Annotated in this window: 18 protein-coding genes; 9 read left to right on the top strand and 9 right to left on the bottom strand. The window is 66.2% G+C overall.

Going from position 1 to position 19,434, the window contains the following annotated elements; all coding sequences use genetic code 11:
* The first annotated feature begins 13 nt into the window (after nucleotides 1–13).
* The gene (locus tag E3T61_RS02175) at nucleotides 14–808 is read left to right on the top strand and encodes an SDR family oxidoreductase (protein ID WP_241992349.1); all 795 of its coding nucleotides are present in this window, start codon (nucleotides 14–16) and stop codon (nucleotides 806–808) included.
* A gap of 12 nt (nucleotides 809–820) precedes the next feature.
* Here the strand turns inward: E3T61_RS02175 and E3T61_RS02170 are convergent, their stop codons facing one another.
* Nucleotides 821–1,414 (bottom strand): HdeD family acid-resistance protein, encoded by a 594-nt coding sequence (locus tag E3T61_RS02170; protein WP_134639292.1) that lies wholly within the window; start codon nucleotides 1,412–1,414, stop codon nucleotides 821–823.
* Between the two features lie 144 nt (nucleotides 1,415–1,558).
* On the opposite strand from E3T61_RS02170, the gene E3T61_RS02165 reads away from it, so the two are divergent.
* The gene (locus E3T61_RS02165; protein ID WP_134639291.1) at nucleotides 1,559–3,946 is read left to right on the top strand and encodes an ATP-binding cassette domain-containing protein; all 2,388 of its coding nucleotides are present in this window, start codon (nucleotides 1,559–1,561) and stop codon (nucleotides 3,944–3,946) included.
* Between the two features lie 402 nt (nucleotides 3,947–4,348).
* On the opposite strand, the gene E3T61_RS02160 is transcribed toward E3T61_RS02165, so the two are convergent.
* From E3T61_RS02160 to dhaK, 4 genes are read right to left on the bottom strand one after another with little or no spacing between them, the layout of a single operon-like run.
* Complete coding sequence (locus E3T61_RS02160) at nucleotides 4,349–4,669, bottom strand: hypothetical protein (protein WP_134639290.1); 321 nt, start codon at nucleotides 4,667–4,669, stop codon at nucleotides 4,349–4,351.
* Between the two features lie 59 nt (nucleotides 4,670–4,728).
* Nucleotides 4,729–5,451, bottom strand: a complete 723-nt coding sequence (dhaM, locus tag E3T61_RS02155) for a dihydroxyacetone kinase phosphoryl donor subunit DhaM (protein WP_134639289.1) — start codon at nucleotides 5,449–5,451, stop codon at nucleotides 4,729–4,731.
* 2 nt (nucleotides 5,452–5,453) lie between these two features.
* Nucleotides 5,454–6,092 (bottom strand): dihydroxyacetone kinase subunit DhaL, encoded by a 639-nt coding sequence (dhaL, locus tag E3T61_RS02150; RefSeq protein WP_134639288.1) that lies wholly within the window; start codon nucleotides 6,090–6,092, stop codon nucleotides 5,454–5,456.
* Nucleotides 6,093–6,103: 11 nt separating this feature from the next.
* Nucleotides 6,104–7,105: a dihydroxyacetone kinase subunit DhaK gene (dhaK, locus tag E3T61_RS02145; protein WP_134639287.1), complete on the bottom strand. Its 1,002-nt coding sequence runs from the start codon at nucleotides 7,103–7,105 to the stop codon at nucleotides 6,104–6,106.
* 282 nt (nucleotides 7,106–7,387) lie between these two features.
* Here dhaK and E3T61_RS02140 point away from each other — a divergent pair, with 282 nt between their 5' ends.
* Together E3T61_RS02140 and glpK are read left to right on the top strand one after the other, a co-directional pair.
* Complete coding sequence (locus E3T61_RS02140) at nucleotides 7,388–8,104, top strand: MIP/aquaporin family protein (protein ID WP_241992367.1); 717 nt, start codon at nucleotides 7,388–7,390, stop codon at nucleotides 8,102–8,104.
* A 134-nt stretch (nucleotides 8,105–8,238) separates the two neighbouring features.
* Nucleotides 8,239–9,753 carry a glycerol kinase GlpK gene (gene glpK, locus E3T61_RS02135; RefSeq protein WP_134639285.1) on the top strand — a complete coding sequence of 505 codons (1,515 nt, stop codon included), beginning with the start codon at nucleotides 8,239–8,241 and terminating at the stop codon, nucleotides 9,751–9,753.
* Nucleotides 9,754–9,847: 94 nt separating this feature from the next.
* Here glpK and trpD read toward each other — a convergent pair whose 3' ends face one another.
* Nucleotides 9,848–10,900, bottom strand: a complete 1,053-nt coding sequence (trpD, locus tag E3T61_RS02130) for an anthranilate phosphoribosyltransferase (RefSeq protein ID WP_134639284.1) — start codon at nucleotides 10,898–10,900, stop codon at nucleotides 9,848–9,850.
* A 140-nt stretch (nucleotides 10,901–11,040) separates the two neighbouring features.
* Between trpD and ctaE the strand changes: the two genes are divergently transcribed.
* From ctaE to E3T61_RS02105, 5 genes are all read left to right on the top strand, one after another.
* The gene (ctaE, locus tag E3T61_RS02125; RefSeq protein WP_420898459.1) at nucleotides 11,041–11,670 is read left to right on the top strand and encodes an aa3-type cytochrome oxidase subunit III; all 630 of its coding nucleotides are present in this window, start codon (nucleotides 11,041–11,043) and stop codon (nucleotides 11,668–11,670) included.
* A gap of 24 nt (nucleotides 11,671–11,694) precedes the next feature.
* Nucleotides 11,695–12,507: a cytochrome bc1 complex diheme cytochrome c subunit gene (gene qcrC / locus E3T61_RS02120; protein WP_134639283.1), complete on the top strand. Its 813-nt coding sequence runs from the start codon at nucleotides 11,695–11,697 to the stop codon at nucleotides 12,505–12,507.
* Nucleotides 12,508–12,560: 53 nt separating this feature from the next.
* Nucleotides 12,561–13,634, top strand: a complete 1,074-nt coding sequence (gene qcrA, locus E3T61_RS02115; RefSeq protein ID WP_134639282.1) for a cytochrome bc1 complex Rieske iron-sulfur subunit — start codon at nucleotides 12,561–12,563, stop codon at nucleotides 13,632–13,634.
* A 14-nt stretch (nucleotides 13,635–13,648) separates the two neighbouring features.
* Nucleotides 13,649–15,247 (top strand): cytochrome bc1 complex cytochrome b subunit, encoded by a 1,599-nt coding sequence (gene qcrB / locus E3T61_RS02110; protein WP_134639562.1) that lies wholly within the window; start codon nucleotides 13,649–13,651, stop codon nucleotides 15,245–15,247.
* 103 nt (nucleotides 15,248–15,350) lie between these two features.
* A complete protein-coding gene (locus E3T61_RS02105) occupies nucleotides 15,351–16,193 on the top strand; it encodes a class I SAM-dependent methyltransferase (protein ID WP_134639281.1) in 843 nt (280 codons plus the stop codon).
* A 64-nt stretch (nucleotides 16,194–16,257) separates the two neighbouring features.
* On the opposite strand, the gene E3T61_RS02100 is transcribed toward E3T61_RS02105, so the two are convergent.
* Genes E3T61_RS02100 through ctaC form a run of 3 tightly spaced genes read right to left on the bottom strand, consistent with a single transcriptional unit; the run spans nucleotide 16,258 to nucleotide 19,308 of the window.
* Entirely contained in the window at nucleotides 16,258–16,680 is a 423-nt protein-coding gene (locus E3T61_RS02100) for a cytochrome c oxidase subunit 4 (RefSeq protein WP_134639280.1), read from the bottom strand.
* Nucleotides 16,681–18,417, bottom strand: coding sequence for an aa3-type cytochrome oxidase subunit I (gene ctaD, locus E3T61_RS02095; protein WP_134639279.1), 1,737 nt, complete (start codon nucleotides 18,415–18,417; stop codon nucleotides 16,681–16,683).
* Nucleotides 18,418–18,420: 3 nt separating this feature from the next.
* Nucleotides 18,421–19,308: an aa3-type cytochrome oxidase subunit II gene (gene ctaC, locus E3T61_RS02090; protein WP_174776971.1), complete on the bottom strand. Its 888-nt coding sequence runs from the start codon at nucleotides 19,306–19,308 to the stop codon at nucleotides 18,421–18,423.
* Between the last annotated feature and the right edge of the window lie 126 nt (nucleotides 19,309–19,434).

Genomic DNA, 19,434 nt, shown 5'->3' with positions numbered 1-19,434 from the left:
GGAGGTGTGGGGCATGTTGGTAGTCTTTATGACCGTGAGCACACCATCGATGAATCCCCTCCAGCCCGGCAGCCTTTCGGGAAAGCGCATCCTCGTCACGGGCTCGTCCCGGGGGATCGGAGCCGACACCGTCGCCTATTTCGCCGAAGCCGGCGCGAAGGTCGTCATCAACTACCGGAACAAGGAAGCGCGGGCCAACAAGCTGGCTGACGCCATCCGCGCCGCCGGCGGGACCGCCATCACCGTGGCCGCGGACCTCACCGACGCCGAGTCCGTCTCGGCGATGTTCGACACCATCCGCGCCGAATACGGCGGACTGGACATCCTGGTGATGAATGCCTCCGGCGGCATGGAGTCCGGAATGGCCGAGGATTACGCCATGCAGCTGAACCGGGATGCCCAGGTGAACCTGCTCACCGCCGCCGTGCCGCTGCTCAGCGACGGCGCCCGTGTGGTGTTCATCACCAGCCACCAGGCTCACTTCGTGGACACGGCGTCGAACGTCGCCGTCTACGAGCCGGTGGCCCGCAGCAAGCGCGCCGGCGAGGACGCCCTCCGCGCGGTGATCCCCGAGCTGGCGGAGGCCGGCATCGGCTTCGTCGTCGTCTCCGGCGACATGATCCAGGGCACCATCACGGCCGTCCTGCTCGAGCGGGCGAACCCGGGCGCGATCAGCGCCCGCCAGGATTCCGCCGGCAAGCTGTACAACGTGAGCGAGTTCGCCGCTGAGATCGTCCTGGCCGCCGTCGAGCCTGTGCCGGCGAACAACACCCGGTACGTCGGCGACACCTCCGACTTCACCAGCTAGTCAGGGCAGCTCTCACGCGGCGACGCCACGCCCGAAGGTGAAGCCGCGGACCAGTTGCACGAGCCCCGAGACGATCAGCATGATGCCGCCGATCGTGACGAGCACGCCGATGGTCGCCACGGGCGCGAACAGCACGATCACGCCGGCCAGGATGCCCACCACGCCCAGCACGATTCCGGGCCAGCGACTCGAATCGGTGGTGAACTCCACCAGCGCCGCCACCCCTTCGACGATCCACACGATGCCGACCAGCAGGCCCAGCACCGCCAGCGACCCCTCGGGGTTGCGGATCGCCAGGATGCCCAGGATCAACACCAGGACACCGAGGACTATGTTGAGCACCCGACCGCCGGCCGACGACCCGGTGCTCGCCGCCCCGCGCACGATCCGGACGACACCGCTGATCACGAAGTAGAGCCCGAACAGCACCGCGATCACCGAAAGGGTCGCCTCGGTCCAGACCAACAGAATCGTGCCGATCGCTAGTGCCACGACCCCGCTCACCGCGAAAGCCACCCGGATACCGCTGATCTCCCGCGGCGACAGCTGCCGCGGGTCGACGGTGATGGCGAAGACGGCGCTGGTGGGTCCGACGGTGTTGGTCATGCACGCCAAACTAATCCGATGGCGCGGATCCGGATATACCCGCGACCGCCGGCGGGAACTCTCTGTGGCGGGGGAGACCCTGTCGTATGCTCGGAACTGGTCGGCCGCCCAGCGTCGACTGCTCTGCTTTTCTTTGGAGACACGATGACCGCTTCCGCTTCACCGTCCCCCCAGTCGTCCGCCGTCGTTGCGGACAGTCACGATCTGATCCGGGTGCAAGGTGCGCGGGAGAACAACCTCAAGAACATCAGCGTCGACATCCCCAAGCGTCGCCTGACGGTGTTCACCGGTGTCTCCGGCTCCGGCAAGAGTTCGCTGGTGTTCAGCACCATCGCCGCGGAGTCGCAGCGGATGATCAACGAGACCTACAGCGCCTTCCTGCAGGGCTTCATGCCATCGCTGGCTCGGCCGGATGTGGACGTGCTCAGCGGACTGACCACGGCGATCATCGTGGACCAGGAGCGGATGGGCGCCAACGCCCGCTCCACGGTGGGCACCGCCACCGACGCCAACGCGCTGCTGCGCATCCTGTTCAGCCGGCTCGGCCAGCCGCACCTCGGCCCGCCGCAGGCGTTCTCCTTCAACGTGGCCTCAATCTCGGGCGCCGGAGCGGTCACCATGGAGAAGGGCGGCATCACCGTCAAGGAGCGGCGCAGCTTCACCGTCACCGGCGGTATGTGCCCCCGTTGCGAGGGGATGGGCACGGTCAACGACATCGACCTCACCCAGCTGTACGACGACTCGAAGTCGCTGAACGAGGGCGCACTCACCATCCCCGGCTACACCGCGGACGGCTGGGGCGTGCGAATCTTCACCGGCTCGGGCTTCCTCGACGCCGACAAGCCGATCCGCGAGTACACCCAGAAGGAGCTCCGGGACTTCTTGTACAAGGAACCGGTCAAGGTGAAGGTCGGCGACATCAATATGACCTACGAGGGCCTGGTGCCCAAGGTGCAGAAGTCGATGTTGTCGAAGGACCGCGAGGCCATGCAGCCGCATATCCGCGCCTTCGTGGACCGCGCCGTCACCTTCGCCACCTGCCCGGACTGCGGCGGCACCCGGCTCAACGAGGGCGCCCGCTCCTCCCGCATCGCCGGCGTCAACATCGCGGAGGCCTGTGCGATGCAGATCAGCGACCTCGCCGCCTGGGTGCGCACCGTCGACGACCCGTCGGTGGCCCCGCTGCTGGCGGCGCTGCAGCACCTGTTCGACTCGTTCACCGAGATCGGTCTGGGCTATCTCTCGCTCGACAGGCCGGCCGGCACCCTGTCCGGTGGTGAGGCGCAGCGCACCAAGCTGATCCGGCACCTCGGTTCCTCGCTCACGGATGTCACCTATGTCTTCGACGAGCCCACCATCGGCCTGCACCCGCACGATATCCAGCGGATGAACGAGCTGCTGCTGCGGCTGCGGGACAAGGGCAACACCGTCCTGGTGGTGGAGCACAAGCCGGAGATGATCGCCATTGCCGACCACGTCATCGACCTGGGACCCGGCGCCGGCACGGCGGGCGGCTCGGTCTGCTTCGAGGGGACTCTCGAAGGGCTCCGGTCCAGCGACACTCTGACGGGCCGCCACCTCGACTACCGTGCCCGGGTCAAGGACACCGTGCGCACGCCCGCCGGGGCGATGGAGATCCGGGGTGCGACGGCGCACAACCTGCAGGATGTCGACGTCGACATCCCCCTGGGCGTGCTTGTGGTGATCACCGGGGTGGCCGGCTCGGGCAAGAGTTCGCTCGTGCACGGCTCCGTGCCGGCCGCCGCGGGCGTGGTGGCGATCGACCAGGGCGGCATCCGCGGCTCGCGGCGGAGCAACCCGGCCACCTACACCGGGCTGCTCGAACCGATCCGCAAGGCCTTCGCCAAGGCCAACGGGGTGAAGCCCGCTCTGTTCAGTTCCAACTCCGAGGGCGCCTGCCCCAACTGCAACGGCGCCGGCGTGATCTTCACCGACCTGGGCCCGATGGCGACAGTCTCGACCACCTGCGAGGTCTGTGAGGGCAAGAGGTTCGACGCGTCGGTGCTGGAGTTCCGGCTCGGCGGCCGTGACATCAGCGAGGTCCTCGCCATGTCGGTCACCGACGCCGTGGAGTTCTTCGGCGCCGGCGAGGCCCGGCTCCCTGCCGCACACGGCATTCTGCTCGGCCTGGCCGACGTCGGGCTCGGTTACCTCAGCCTGGGTCAGCCGCTGTCGACGCTGTCCGGGGGAGAGCGGCAGCGGCTGAAACTGGCCACTCATCTCTCGGAGAAGGGCGGCATCTACGTTCTCGACGAGCCGACGACGGGGCTGCACCTTGCCGACGTCGAACAGCTCCTCGGCCTGCTCGACCGCCTGGTCGACTCCGGCAAGTCGGTCATCGTCGTCGAACACCACCAAGCGGTGATGGCGCACGCTGACTGGATCATCGACCTGGGTCCCGGTGCCGGCCACGACGGCGGCCGGATCGTTTTCGAGGGCACGCCGGCCGACCTGGTCAGCGCACGGTCCACCCTGACAGGCCAGCACCTCGCGGCGTACGTGGGAGCCTGATCCAAAACCGGTCTTCTTGACATAACAAGCGTATTGGCCTCCCGAGGCGCTCGGAAGGGGTGCGGCAACGCTCGTCCGGCGCGTCAGGGAGCACGTCACCGCGCACACGCCGGCATTCCGGCGGCGAGGCGACTGGCTACGAGGCGGCCGGCAACGACGCGGCTGGCGTCGACACAGCTGACGCCGACACAGCTGGCGTCAGACCGAGCTCACGGCAAATCGACCAACTTTCCGGCCCTTTCCCCGGAACCGATATGTGACCGATAATGCACATTATGTCAACAAGTTGAGATCGGGGCCGAGATTCAACCCGAGATTGACGGTTTCCCGCCGGCTGGACACTCGGGCAAGTATCGTCACCGTGACGGTGACCAACCGCCGTCGATGAACAACCGCGGTCGATCAGTTCGCGCCGCTCTCGTTCCCGCGACGGCGGATGACCATGCCGAATTCGTTGACCGGCTCGAAGGCGTCCCGGTCCCACGCCCCTGGGTGCGGCACCGGACAATTCAGGACCGTGTCGTGGGCCGAGTGCTCGATCGTGTGCTCGGTCATCGGCCGACCGCAGACCGGGCACTCGGTCAGACCCGTGGTCTCGGCCGCATTGTAGGTGCCGACGGGCGGCGATTCGAAGGCCGGCCGGATGCGGTCCTCCACCCAGTCGAACAAACGGCTCGGGCCCTTCCGACCGGCCCGGGTCGAGGATTTCTCATTCTTGACCATGGGCACAGCGTACGCCCACCGGGCACCCCGGTGCTAGGAACCGGGCCGGGAACGCGCGGCTACTCCTCGCCGAAGCCGGTCTCGATCAGGTCGGCCAGGGCATCCACGGCCGCCCGGGAACGCTCGTCGGGTCCCGAGATCTCCACGCTCATCCCCCGGGTCAGCCCCAGCGACATGATGCCAAGCAGGCTGTGCGCGTCTTTCCCGTTCACGGTGACCTCGGCATCGAACCCGCTGGCCAGTTTCACGAAATCCGCTGCCGGCCTGGCGTGCAGTCCGTCCCGGTTCCGCAGGATCACCGTGCGGCTGACCGGCTGCGCAACTCCCCCGGCAGGTGCCTCAACCGGCTCCGGCTCCGCGGAGCCGCCTCCGGCCGATTCGGCCGCCGCCACGACGGCCGCGAGGTCTCCCCCGATCTCAGCGGCGACCGCCGCGGCCACACCGCCCTCCACCAGCGGGGCGTCGGCGAGGCGCGCACGCTGGCGCGCCTCGTCGTCGAGGAAATCCAGCGCGGTCTCCGCGGTCAGGATGGCCGAGCCCAGGTCGCAGAGCAGCACCACGCCGCGCCCGGCGTCGGCCTCCGCCAGGCCGGCGGCGATCTTGTCGAAACTGGTGCCGATACCGCCGTCGTCGGTACCGCCCGCAGCCACGAGGGTGACGGTGGGGGCCATCTGGCGGGCCAGCGTCACCAGGCCCGCAGCGATGTCGGCGCTGTGCGACACGAACACCAGACCGACCAGAGGCCCGGCGGCGCCGCGTTCAGGCACACTCTTCTCCGCCATGGTCAGGACTGGGCGGCTGCATCGGCAGCACAGCGCAGAATCAGCGCCGTCGATTGGGCTCCAGGATCGCGATGGCCGATCGCCCGCTCACCCAGATAACTCGCCCGGCCCTTGCGCGCGACCCAGGGTTCGGTCGCGACGGCGCCGGCCTCGGCGGCGTCCGCGGCGGCAGCCAGGATCAGGCCGGGGCCGGCCCCGGCGGCTTCGGCCTCGATGGCCGCGTCCACCGCCGGGGTCCAGGCATCCACCATGGTCTTGTCGCCTGATTCGGCCTTGCCGCGCAACACGATGCCGTCCCGCCCCGCGCTCAGCAGGGCCACAACGGCCGGGCCGTCCAGCTCGGCGGCCCCGCTGACGGCGGCGGCGGCCTTGAGGTACGCGGTCCCGTAGAGCGGACCCGCCGCGCCGCCGACGGTGGAAATGAGCGTAGCCGCGAGCGTCTTGAGCAGCTCTCCAGGAGTGGCCGCGTCTGGCACGGCATCGAGCTTGGGAAGGACGGCCTGGAAGCCCCTGTCCATGTTCTCGCCGTGGTCACCGTCACCGATCTCCCGGTCGAGGGTGTTCAACTCGGCGCGGTGCTCCGACAGAACCTGCGCGCTGCTCCTGATCCAGGCCTGGGCCCATGCGACGTCTACGCTCATTACGGTCTTCCCTACTTTCCCCACCGCAGTGCGGCCGTGTGCACCGGAGCATCCCACAGGGCGGTCAACTCGTCGTCGAGTTTGAGAACCGTGATCGACATGCCCTGCATCTCCAGTGACGTTGTGAAATTGCCGACGAGCGTGCGTGTCACCTCGATGCCTCGCTCGGCGAGAACCTCGGCGGCCCGTCGGAATACAATGTACAGCTCAACCTGTGGCGTCCCGCCCATTCCGTTGACGAAGAGCAGCACCTTGTCCCCTGACACATACGGGATGTCGTCCAGGATCGGACCGAGGATCCGATCGACGATCGCGTCGGCCGGTTCGAGTTTGATCCGCTCGCGGCCGGGCTCGCCGTGGATACCGATACCGATCTCAATCTCGTCATCGGCCAGAGTGAAGCTCGGCTCGCCGGCGTGCGGCACCACACACGGGGTGAGTGCAACCCCCATCGAGCGCACCTGGCCGATCACCTTCTCGGCCACGGCGGCCACGGCAGTGAGGTCATCGCCCCTGGCCGCGGCCGCCCCCGCGATCTTCTCGACGAGAACGGTTCCGGCCACGCCGCGCCGGCCGGCGGTGTACAGCGAGTCCTTCACGGCGACGTCGTCGTTCACGATGACGGTGCGCACCTCGATCTCGTCGGCTTCGGCCAGGTCCGCCGCGGTCTCGAAGTTCAGAACGTCCCCGGTGTAGTTCTTGACGATGTGCAGCACCCCTGCTCCCCCGTCGACGGCCTTGGTCGCTGCCAGGATCGGGTCGGGAGTGGGCGAGGTGAACACGGCGCCGGGCACGGCGGCATCCAGCATGCCGAGACCGACGAAACCACCGTGCAGGGGCTCGTGCCCGCTGCCGCCACCGCTGACGATGCCGACCTTGCCGGCCACCGGCGCGTCCGCGCGCACGATGAACACCGGGTCCAGGGAGACACGCACGATATCGGCGTGCGCCGCACCGAAACCGGCGACGGCTTCGTCGACAACGTTCTTCGGGTCGTTGACAAGCTTTTTCATGACCATTCCTTCGTTTCGTCGGGATCGATCGGCGCAAGCATCAGCGCCGGGCACGCAACCGTGCTCCCTGCCCAACCTACGCGCTGCCCTCGGTCTGGGTAAGAGGCAGATGATGCGGCCCACCGGGACTATTTCGCTCACGCCCTTGCCGCGCTATGGTGACTGCGAAATCGCTCACCGCGAAGGGATTGCTCCGGTTCAACCGGCATCTCGCTTCTTACGAGAAAGGTCATCGTGGACAATATCGGTCTAGTGTTTTTGTCGGAGGTGCTGGGCACAGGGATGCTGGTCCTCCTCGGTTGTGGTGTCGTGGCCAACGTGGCCCTGACGAAGAACAAGGGTTTCGGCGGCGGTTTCCTCATGGTGACCATCGGATGGGCTTTTGCGGTCTTCGCCGGTGTGATTGTCGCCTATAACTCGGGCGCCCACCTCAACCCGGCCGTCACCCTCGGCCTCGTCGCGTCGGGCGCCACCGAATTCGGTCTGGGAGTTCCGGTGAATTTCCTCTCCGTGCTCGTCTACCTGGCCGGTGAGTTCCTCGGCGCGTTCCTCGGTGCCGTGGTCGTCTGGCTGGCCTACAAGCAGCACTATGACGAGGAGCCGGAGCCGGCCAACAAGCTCGGCACCTTCTCGACCGGCCCGGCCATCCGCTCATACGGCTGGAACCTGGTCACCGAGATCATCGGCACCTTCGTGCTGGTGTTCGTCGTGATCGCCTTCGGCGGTGGGCGCCAGGGCGAGTCCGGCGGCCTTGCGGCGCTCGGCGCTCTGCCGGTCGCGCTGCTGGTTCTCGTGATCGGTGTCTCGCTCGGTGGCCCGACCGGGTACGCCATCAACCCTGCCCGTGACCTGAGCCCCCGGATCGCGCACTTCATCCTGCCGATCAAGGGCAAGGGCTCGTCGGACTGGGCCTATTCCTGGGTTCCCGTGGTCGGCCCCGTTATCGGCGGTGTCTTGGCCGGCTGGGCGTCGCTCATCTGGCTGCCCATCGTGGCATAGCCGCGGCAGGCCGGCTCCTCCACGGACCGGCCTGCTTCGCTGTGTCGGACCTGAACCGAAATCGCCCGCCGGTCTTCGCGCCGTCGGTTTTATAGTTTGTCCAAGCCACTACGCAACGTACAAGGAGGTACACCATGGCTCAGTATGTACTCGCCATCGACCAGGGCACCACGAGTTCGCGCGCCATCATCTTCGACCACTCGGGATCCATCGTCTCGACCGGACAGCTCGAGCACGAGCAGATCTTCCCCAGAGCCGGCTGGGTCGAGCACAACCCGATGGAGATCTGGGACAACACCCGTGAAGTCATCGGCCAGGCCCTGTCCAAGGCCAACCTCACCCGGCATGACATTGCCGCTGTCGGCATCACCAACCAGCGGGAGACCGCCGTGGTCTGGGACAGCACCACCGGAAAACCGGTTTACAACGCCATCGTCTGGCAGGACACCCGCACCCAGCCGATCGTGGACCGGCTCGCCGCGGACGGCGGCGTGGAGCGGTTCAAGCAGAAGGTCGGGCTGCCGCTGGCCACCTACTTCTCCGGCACCAAGATCGTCTGGATCCTGGAGAACGTCGAGGGCGCCCGGGAAAAGGCCGAGGCCGGCGACCTGATGTTCGGCACCACGGACTCCTGGGTCCTCTGGAACCTCACCGGCGGCCTGGAGGGCGGGGTACACGCCACCGACGTCACCAACGCCAGCCGTACCCTGTTCATGGACCTGGAGACCCTGCAGTGGGACGACGAGATCCTGAGCATCTTCAACGTGCCGAAGTCGATGATGCCCGAGATCAGGTCTTCGTCGGAGGTCTACGGCACCGTGAACGAGCACAGCCTCCTGCGCGAGGTGCCGATCGCCGGCATCCTCGGTGACCAGCAGGCCGCCACGTTCGGCCAGGCCGCGTTCGACCAGGGCGAGGCCAAGAACACCTACGGCACCGGTAACTTCCTCATCTTCAACACCGGCACCGAAATCGTCCACTCCAAGAACGGCCTGCTCACCACGCTGGGCTACAAGCTCGGCGACGCCGAGCCGCACTATGCGCTGGAGGGCTCGATCGCCGTCACCGGCGCCCTGGTGCAGTGGCTGCGCGACAACCTGGGCATGATCACCTCGTCCGAGGAGATCGAGACGCTTGCCGCGACCGTGGACGACAACGGCGGCGCGTACTTCGTGCCGGCGTTCAGCGGCCTGTTCGCGCCGTACTGGCGTTCGGATGCCCGCGGTGCACTGGTGGGCCTGACCCGGTTCGTGAACAAGGGCCACATCGCCCGCGCGGCGCTGGAGGCCACGGCCTTCCAGACCCGCGAGGTCCTCGACGCGGTCAACGCCGATTCCGGTGTGCCGCTGACGGAGCTCAAGGTCGACGGCGGCATGATCAAGAACAACCTGCTGATGCAGTTCCAGGCCGACATCATCGGCGTGCCGGTGATCCGCCCTGTAGTGGCGGAGACCACCGCGCTCGGCGCCGCCTACGCGGCCGGCCTGGCGGTGGGTTTCTGGAGCACGCTGGACGAGCTGCGGGCCAACTGGCAGGAGGACAGCCGCTGGACGCCCAAGCTGAGCGCTGAGGAGAGCGCCCGGCAGCTGCGGAACTGGAAGAAGGCGGTCACCAAGACCTTCGACTGGGTCGACGAGGACGTCCTGTAAGGCGCAGAGCACGGACTGCAGCCCGACCCGCTCTGCCGCCCCGGAACCCTGGGTGGCAGAGCGGGTCGGGCATGTCAGCGTCTGGCGGATCCGCTCAGGCTCGGCTGGCCTGCACCCACTGGGACAGCTTCGCCGTGCCGGCGCCCGAGTCGATGGCCGTTGCCGCCACCGTGAGCTTGGCCCGGAAGCGGTCCAGGATGCTGACCTGCGACTGGGCGGGATCGTGGGCGAGGTCGTAGGCCACCAGGCCGGCTGCCGCATTCAGGAGCACGATGTCGCGCACGGGACCGCGCTCACCGGCGAGAACCGAGTGCACAACGGCCGCGTTGTGCGCCGGCGTGCCGCCGACCAACTGGCTCATGGTGGCGCGCGGAATCCCGAGCTCGCGAGGGTCAATGTCATGCTCGGTCACCAGACCCCGTGACACCTCCCACACGTGGCTGTGCCCGGTTGTGGTCAGTTCGTCGAGGCCGTCGTCCCCGCGGAAGACCAGAGCCGACGCGCCCCGGGTCTGGAACACGCCGACGAACAGGGGCACCCGGTCGAGGTTCGCCACGCCGACGGCGGACGCCTCCGGCCTGGCCGGGTTGACGAGGGGGCCGAGGAAGTTGAACACCGTGGGAATCCCCAGCTCTGCTCGGACCGTGGCGGCGTGGCGGAAACCGGGGTGGAAGGCTGCGGCGTAGGCGAACGTGATGCCGGTGGCAGCGAGGATTCCAGCTACAGTCTCAGCAGACAGGGTCAGGTCGATGCCCAGCTCCGCCAGAACGTCCGACGAACCGGATGCCGAGCTGGCCGCACGATTACCGTGCTTGATCACCGGCACCCCCGCCGCCGCACACACAATCGACGCCATAGTCGATACGTTCACGGTGCCGAACCGGTCTCCCCCGGTGCCCACGATGTCCAGGCCCATCGAATTGACGTCAAGCGGTACCGCGTGGTCCAGGATCGCATCACGGAAACCGACGATCTCATTCACAGTTTCACCCTTGGCCCGCAGCGCCACCAGGAAACCGGCGAGCTGGGCGGAGGTCGCCTCGCCGAGCATGATTTGTTCCATGCTCCACGCGGCATCGGCCACGCTCAGGTCCTCTCCACGCAAGAGGGCATCGAGAACGGCGGGCCAGGACTGGGATTCGAGCATGTCCCCAGCTTAAGCGGCGCCGCACCCTGCCCGGCAATTCCGGCACTTCGGCCCCTGGATGGGGTACCAGTTTTGAGATTAGGGTCTTATGGCACTTCACCTTGAGAAAAACCTGTGGAGGAATCGGTCATAATGGAAGGGTGACGACGACCTCAATTACTCCCCGGGCGACCATCCCCGTAGTGAACAGGCCCAACAGCGTGGCGGTTGGCACCATTGTGTGGCTGGGCAGTGAGGTCATGTTCTTCGCTGGCCTCTTCGCCATCTACTTCACTCTGCGCTCCACCTCCCCGGAGCTGTGGCAGTTCGAGGCGGACAAGCACAACTTCACTTTCGCCCTGGTGAACACGCTGATCCTGGTCTCCTCCTCGATCACCTGCCAGTTCGGCGTTTTCGCCGCGGAGCGCCTCCAGGCGCGGTCCACCGGCTGGAAGCCCAGCCAGTGGGGCATGGTCGAATGGTTCTTCCTCACCTACGCGCTCGGAGCGATCTTCGTGTCCGGTCAGGTCCTGGAATACGCCACCCTCGTGTCGGAAGGCGTCACTCTGGCCTCCAACGCCTACGGGTCGGCGTTCTACCTCACCACCGGATTCCACGGCATCCACGTCACCGGTGGACTCATCGCCTTCCTCCTCGTGATCGGTCGCGGTTTCGCGGTCAAGAACTTCGGTCACAAGGAAGCCACCAGCGCCATCGTGGTTTCGTACTACTGGCACTTCGTCGACGTCGTCTGGATCGGGCTCTTCCTGGTCATCTACGTTCTTAAATAACAAGCAGGAGCGGACACACTCAGTATGCCCAGGACTCAGAAACCTACCAACGGCCGCGCACGTCGCACCGGCCGGCGCAGCCCGCTTGCGAGCGTCGCCCTCATCGCGATCGGCCTGCTCTTCACGGGTGGCGCCTACGCGATGATCAGTACCAGCACCGCCACTGCTCAGACCGAAACCGCGTCGCAGCAGACCGTCAGCGAGGGTGAAAAACTCTTCGCCGCGAACTGCGCCACCTGCCACGGGCTCAGCGCTGACGGAACCGGCAGCGGTCCCAGCCTGATCGGCGTCGGCGCCGCCTCCGTCGACTTCCAGGTCGGCACCGGACGCATGCCCATGCAGGCCAACGGCCCCCAGGCCATCGTCAAGCCGGTGCAGTTCACCGAGGAGCAGACCCAGGCTCTCGTCGCCTATGTCGCTTCCCTTGCACCCGGCCCCGCCGTGCCCGAAGCCGAGTACCTCGATGCCGCCGGCGATGCCGCCTCCGGCGCCGAGCTCTTCCGGATCAACTGCGCCATGTGCCACAACGTAGCTGGAGCCGGCGGCGCGCTCACCGAGGGCAAGTACGCTCCCGCGCTGGATGGCGTCAGCCCGCAGCACATCTACGAGGCCATGGTCACCGGCCCGCAGAACATGCCGGTGTTCAACGACATGAACATCTCTCCCGAAGACAAGCGCGACATCATCACGTACCTCAAGTACGTCGAGAACAACCCGTCTCCGGGCGGATTCGCCCTTGGATCTCTCGGACCGGTGTCCGAAGGCCTTTTCCTCTGGATCTTCGGTCTGGGCGCCATTGTGGCCCTGACCGTGTGGATCACGGCGAAATCGAACTGATCGGCATCCGGTCATGACACAACCAGCACAGACAGCGCCCACGAAGGAGAACAATGGCCAGCGATGAGACCAGCGGAAAGGACCTGACCGCTGCCGACTCCTCGAGCGTCGAGCACGACACGGCCGCCGCCGGCACCGCCGTGGTCGCGCGTGACGCCGTGGCCAATCCCGGCTTCCCGCCGCACCGGCCCCGCATCACCGACCTCGACCCCCGCGCCGAGAAGCGCGCCGAGCGCACGGTGTACACCCTGTTCTACCTGTCGATCGTCGGCAGCATTTTCGCCATCGCGGCGTACATGATCTTCCCCATCGTGCCCGAGGACCCGGGCTCCGTGCGGTTGAACAACCTGTTCATCGGCGTCGGCCTGGCCTTGGCACTTCTGGCGTTGGGCATCGGTGCCGTGCACTGGGGCAAGGCGCTCATGCACGACGAAGAAGGCGTCGACGAACGGCACCCGGTTCGCGGCTCCGACGAAACGCGGGCCCGTGCCGTGGAGATCTTCCAGGAAGCGAACACCGAGTCCGGATTCGGCCGGCGCACCCTCATCCGCAACAGCCTCATCGGCGCGCTCGTGGTCTTCCCGCTGCCCGCGGTGGTGCTGTTCCGCGGGCTCGCCCCGCAGGACCAGGACCCCGTCGCCCTGCTCAAGCAGACCATGTGGGAGAAGGGCACCAGGCTGGCACTCGACCCGTCCGGCGCGCCGATCAAGGCCTCCGATGTCACCCTCGGCTCCTCCTTCGCCGTGATCCCCGAGGGCCTGATGGACCTCGAACACGGCCGGCTCGAGGAGAAGGCCAAGTCGGTGGTGATCCTCGTGCGCATGAAGCCGCAGGATCTCATCCAGTCCCCCGAGCGTGCCGGCTGGTCCTACGACGGCATCGTCGCGTACTCCAAGATCTGCACGCACGTCGGGTGCCCGGTGGGACTCTACGAACAGCAGACGCACCACCTCCTCTGCCCCTGCCACCAGTCGCAGTTCGACGTGGCAGACCACGCGAAGGTCATCTTCGGACCGGCCAAGCGCGCACTCCCCCAGCTGCCCATTGCCGTGGACGCAGAGGGATACCTCATCGCACAGAGCGATTTCCTTGAACCAGTCGGACCGAGCTTTTGGGAGCGACAGTGAGTACGACAACCGATATGAAACCCGCCGAAACGAAGAAGTCCGGCGGCTTCACGGGCGCCGCGGCCAACTACATCGACGAGCGCACCAGCGTGTCCACCGCGGTCAAGGAGTTGGGTCGCAAGATCTTCCCCGACCACTGGTCGTTCCTGCTTGGTGAGGTGGCGCTGTACAGCTTCGTCATCATCCTTCTGTCCGGATCCTTCCTGACGTTCTTCTTCCAGGCGTCGATGGCCGAAGTCCACTACGACGGCTCCTACGTGCCTCTCAAGGGCGTGGAGATGTCCGTGGCCATGGCGTCCTCGCTGGATATCTCATTCGACGTTCGCGGCGGTCTGCTGATGCGTCAGGTGCACCACTGGGCAGCCCTGCTGTTCGTGGCCTCCATCGGTCTGCACATGCTGCGGATCTACTTCACCGGCGCATTCCGCAAGCCGCGCGAGCTCAACTGGGTGATCGGCTTCGTGCTCTTCATCCTGGCCATGGCCGAGGGCTTCACCGGCTACTCGCTCCCCGACGACCTGCTCTCCGGCAACGGCCTGCGGATCATCGACGGCATGGTCAAGGGCATGCCCGTCGTGGGCACCTGGATCTCCTTCCTGCTCTTCGGCGGTGAATTCCCCGGCACGGCGATCGTCGGTCGGCTCTACTCGCTGCACATCTTGATCCTGCCGGCCATCATCGTCGCGCTGATTGCGATGCACCTGCTCTTCGTCGTCGTGCACAAGCACACCCAGTACCCCGGAGCGGGCCGCACCAACAACAACGTCGTCGGCTACCCGGTGCTCCCGGTCTACGCCGCGAAGGCCGGTGGATTCTTCTTCATCGTCTTCGGTGTCGTGATGCTGATGGCATCGTTCTTCACCATCAACCCGATCTGGAACTACGGGCCGTATGACCCCTCGCCGGTGTCGGCCGGTACCCAGCCGGACTGGTACATCGGCTTTGCCGACGGCGCCCTGCGACTGATTCCGCCGGGACTCGAGTGGGTCATCTTCGGGCACACGTACTCGTTCAACATCCTGATCCCCCTGGTGGGCCTGGGCCTGTTCATCGCAGTCGTGCTGCTCTACCCGTTCCTCGAAGCCTGGGTGACCGGGGACAAGCGCGAGCACCACATCCTGGACCGTCCGCGCAACGCGCCCACCCGAACGGCCATCGGCGCCGCCGGTGTCACGTTCTACGCGGGACTGTGGGCTGCCGCATCGTCCGACATCATCGCCACCCATTTCAAGGTGACGATGGAGGGTGTCATCCACACTCTCCAGGCCGTCGTGATCCTGGGCCCGTTCATCGCCTACTTCATTGCCAAGCGTGTCTGCCTGGCGTTGCAGAAGAAGGATCGCGAGATCGTTCTGCACGGCTATGAATCCGGCCGCATCGTGCGCCTCCCCGGCGGCGAGTACATCGAGGTGCACCAGCCCGTCGACGAGTACGAGCGTTGGAAGCTGGTCAGCTACACCAACTACAAGCCGTTGGAACTCACCCCCAACGCACAGGGCAAGGTCTCGCCGATCCAGCGCGTTCGGGCCGGCCTGTCCCGGTGGTTCTTCGAAGACCGGATCGCCCCGGTCGGCACGAAGGAACTCGAAGAGAGCCACGGCGATCACCACTAGCCACCCAGGCGAGCCGGTTCGGGCACCGCTGTCACTCCAGACTCTGTCGGAGTGGCTGCGGTGCCCGAACTGTTTCAGCGACCTCCAGGCCGCTGAAGAACTGGTGCTCGCCTGCGCCAACGGGCACCGCTTCGACACCAACCGCCGCGGCTTCGCCTCGCTCATCGTCGGCTCGCGGAAGCTCATCGGGGACTCCCCCGCGATGCTCGACGCACGGGACACTTTCCTGGAACGCGGCTGGTACGCCGAGCTGCGCACCGCTCTCGGCGCGCTCGTCGCCGCCGAATCCCCGGTCCGGGTCGTCGACATCGGCTGCGGCACCGGCTACTACTTGCGTGGCGTGCTGGCCAGCACAACCGCCGCTTCCGTGGACTCTCTCGCTCCCGGCACGTCTCCAGCCTCGCAGGGGGTGGTAAGCCCCGGTGTCCGTGCCCTGGCCATGGACCTGTCCGCGGCCGCTGTCGCGCGCACGGTCCGTTCCGGGCTCGCCGACGATGACACGTCGACGCAGGGTCTCGTCGCCGACGTCTGGTCGCCGTTGCCCATCCGGGACGGCGCGGCCGACGTGCTGATCAACGTGTTCGCGCCCCGGAACCCGGCCGAATTCCATCGGGTCCTCGCCCCAGGCGGCCTGTTGGCCGTCGTGGTGCCGCACCCGAGCCATCTACAGGAACTCCGGGCGGCCGGCCTGGCCGTGGACGTGCACGGGAACAAGACCCAGGACCTGATCGAGAGTCTCGCGTCCGGTTTCACCCTGGAGTCCGTTGAGGACCTCAGCCGGGTCCTGCAGCTCTCCCCCGACGATGTCACCGCCCTGATCGGCATGGGCCCGTCGTCGCACCACGCGCCGCCTCCGGCGTCGTCACCGAGCCCGTCAGGACCGCTCACGTCAACCGACGTCACCGTCGCGTTCCGCCTGCTCGCCTTCCGGCGCACCGGGGACTGAGCGCGGTACACGACGAAGCGCCAGTGACCCTGAGGTCACTGGCGCTGTGTCATCGGATACGCGACTAGCGGGCGAACAAACCCCGGTAGTACTCGTACACCCAGCCGACGAGGCTGATCACGCCGATGCCCACGGCGATGAACGAGATCCAGAACCCGGCCGCGAGGCCGAGGAACAGCAGGCCGGCGCTTGCCGCGAGCATGATGGGCCACCAGCTCCACGGGCTGAAGAAGCCCATCTCGGGGTCGCCGTCGTCGATGTTGGCGCTGAGGGTGTCCTCGGGCAGTTCGCCGCCCTGCGCCTGGTGGACCTTGGACAGGTAGAAGGCCACAAAGGCGACCAGGACACCGCTCAGGGCGATGCCGAAGGTCCCGACCCATTCGATCCGGCCGTGCTGCGGATCAACGAGGCTCCACACCACGTAGACGCCCGTGAGGAGCCCGAAGAAGATCGCCAGGATCCAATAGAGGTTGATATTGGCTTTCATCTACTTGACCTTTTCCGATCCTGCGTCATACGTGGGGGCATCCGGCGCGTCTTTTGCCGGACCGATACCGACGGGCATCCCGACCTCTGGGTGGTTCAGGTCGAACGCGGGACGCTCGGAACGGATCCGGGGAATCGACGTGAAGTTGTGGCGCGGCGGCGGGCAGGAAGTCGCCCACTCGAGGGAGGCACCGTAGCCCCACGGGTCGTTGACCGTGACCTTCGGAGCCGTGCGCGCGGTGACGTACACGTTGAGGAAGAACGGGATCATCGACACGGCCAGGATCATCGAGCCGACGGTGGAGAGCTGGTTCATCCACGTGAATCCGTCATCGGGCAGATAGGACGCGTAGCGGCGGGGCATGCCCACCACGCCGAGCCAGTGCTGCACCAGGAAGGTCGTGTGGAAGCCGACGAACAGCAGCCAGAAGTGCCACTTGCCCAGGCGTTCGTTGAGCATCTTGCCGGTCCACTTGGGCCACCAGAAGTAGAACCCGCTGAACATAGCGAAGACGACGGTTCCGAAGACCACGTAGTGGAAGTGGGCGACGACGAAGTAGGTGTCGGACACGTGGAAGTCCAGCGGCGGCGACGCCAGGATGACGCCGGTCAGTCCGCCGAAGGTGAACGTGATGAGGAAGCCGATCGCCCAGAGCATGGGCGTTTCGAAGGTCAGCGAACCGCGCCACATGGTGCCGATCCAGTTGAAGATCTTCACACCGGTGGGTACAGCGATGAGCATGGTCATCAGGGAGAAGAACGGCAGAAGGACCGAGCCGGTCACGTACATGTGGTGAGCCCACACCGTCACTGACAGCGCTGCGATCGAGATGGTGGCGTAGATCAGGGTCTTGTACCCGAAGATCGGCTTGCGGCTGAAGACCGGGAAGACCTCGGAGACGATGCCGAAGAACGGCAGCGCAATGATGTACACCTCGGGGTGGCCGAAGAACCAGAACAGGTGCTGCCAGAGGATGGCGCCACCGTTGGCCGGGTCGTAAATGTGCGAGAGGAAGATCCGGTCGCTGGCGGCGGCGAGCATCGCCGCGGCGAGGACCGGGAACGCCATCAGGATCAGCAGCGACGTGACCAGGGTGTTCCAGGTGAAGATCGGCATGCGGAACATGGTCATGCCCGGTGCGCGCATAGTGATGATCGTGGTGATGAAGTTCACGCCACCGAGGATGGTGCCGAAGCCGGACAGGCCCAGTCCCACCATCCAGAGGTTGCCGCCGATACCTGGCGAGAACGTTGTGGAGGCCAACGGTTGGTAGGCGAACCAGCCGAACGACGCCGCACCCTGCGGGGTGAGGAAGCCGCCGACGGCGATCAGGCTGCCGAAAAAGAACAACCAGAACGAGAACGCGTTCAGTCGCGGGAAGGCCACATCGGGTGCACCGATCTGCAGCGGCATCAGCGCGTTCGCGAAGCCGAAGAACAACGGTGTGGCGAACATCAGCAGCATGATCGTGCCGTGCATCGTGAAGAGCTGGTTGTACTGCTCCTTGGTCTGCACGATCTGCAGGCCGGGCTCGAAGAGCTGGGCGCGCATCACAAGCGCCATCACCCCGCCGAGGCAGAAGTAGATGAACGAGGTGATCAGGTACATGTACCCGATGACCTTGTGGTCGGTGGAGGTGATCCACCGGACGACGATGTTGCCCTTGCGGTCGACACCGGTCGGCCGTGCGGCCGGGGTGGCCGCCTGGGCGCCGGCGGGAGCTGTTGTCGTGCTCATGGTCTAGTTGCCTTCCTCAGCCGTCGGGGCGTCGGTGCCTGGGAGATTCAAGTTGCGGTCGTATTCGTTGGAGACCTGGCCGTCGTTGCCGGCGGCGCGGAGCGAGTCGACGTACGCCTCGTAGTCGGCCTCTGAGACGACCTCCACGTTGAAGAGCATCAGGGAGTGGTACTCGCCGCACAGCTCGGCACACTTGCCGGCGTACGTTCCGACGCGCTCGGGGATGACCGACATGTAGTTCGTCTTGCCGGGAATCATGTCCTTCTTGTAGAGGAAGTCGATGACCCAGAAGGAGTGGATGACGTCGCGCGCCTCGAGGGCGATCTCGATCTTCTTGCCGACCGGAAGGACGAGGGTGGGGATCTCGGACTCGACGAGTGCGCCCTTCTCCCCCTCGAGGTCGGGCTGGCCCTGGATACCCTGGGTGAACACATCGTCGGTGACGTAGTTGAAGTCCCAGGCCCACTGCTTGCCGATGACTTCGATCTGCAGGTCAGGTTCGTCGAACCTGGCCTCGATCGCGTTCTGGTCCCGAGCGGTGAAGGCGAAGAAGCCGAGCACCAGGATCAGCGGAACGATGGTGTAAAAGATCTCGATCGGCATGTTGTAGCGCAGCTGCACGGGCAGACCGGTCTGGCCCTTGCGGCGTCGGTAGACCACGACCGCCCAGATCGTGAGGCCCCAGGTGATCAGGCCGACGATGAGCAGGACGATCCACGAGGTGGTCCACAAACCGGACACACGCTCGGTGTTGTTGGTTACCGGGGACTCGCCCTCCTCGAAACCGGGCAGGTACCCGTTGAGTTGAGCCTGGGTGCATCCGGCGAGGACAATGGCTAGCGTTGCTGCGACCGGAATGGCGGCCCATCGGAGACGGCGGTTTTTGAGCACCGGTGACCTTTCGGGAGACGTGAGGGCACTACACAGGAAGTGCATTTATGCTCTCTAGCCTACTCCGCGCCGGTCCCCGCTGAGTGCACGAAGGACGGGCCCGTCGCAATTCTCGACCTCGGCCCC

The sequence above is a fragment of the Cryobacterium lactosi genome, assembly GCF_004403945.1.
Lineage (GTDB): Bacteria > Actinomycetota > Actinomycetes > Actinomycetales > Microbacteriaceae > Cryobacterium > Cryobacterium lactosi.
Note: the sequence above shows the minus strand (reverse complement) of the source record. Positions and strands in the feature narration are given on the sequence as shown.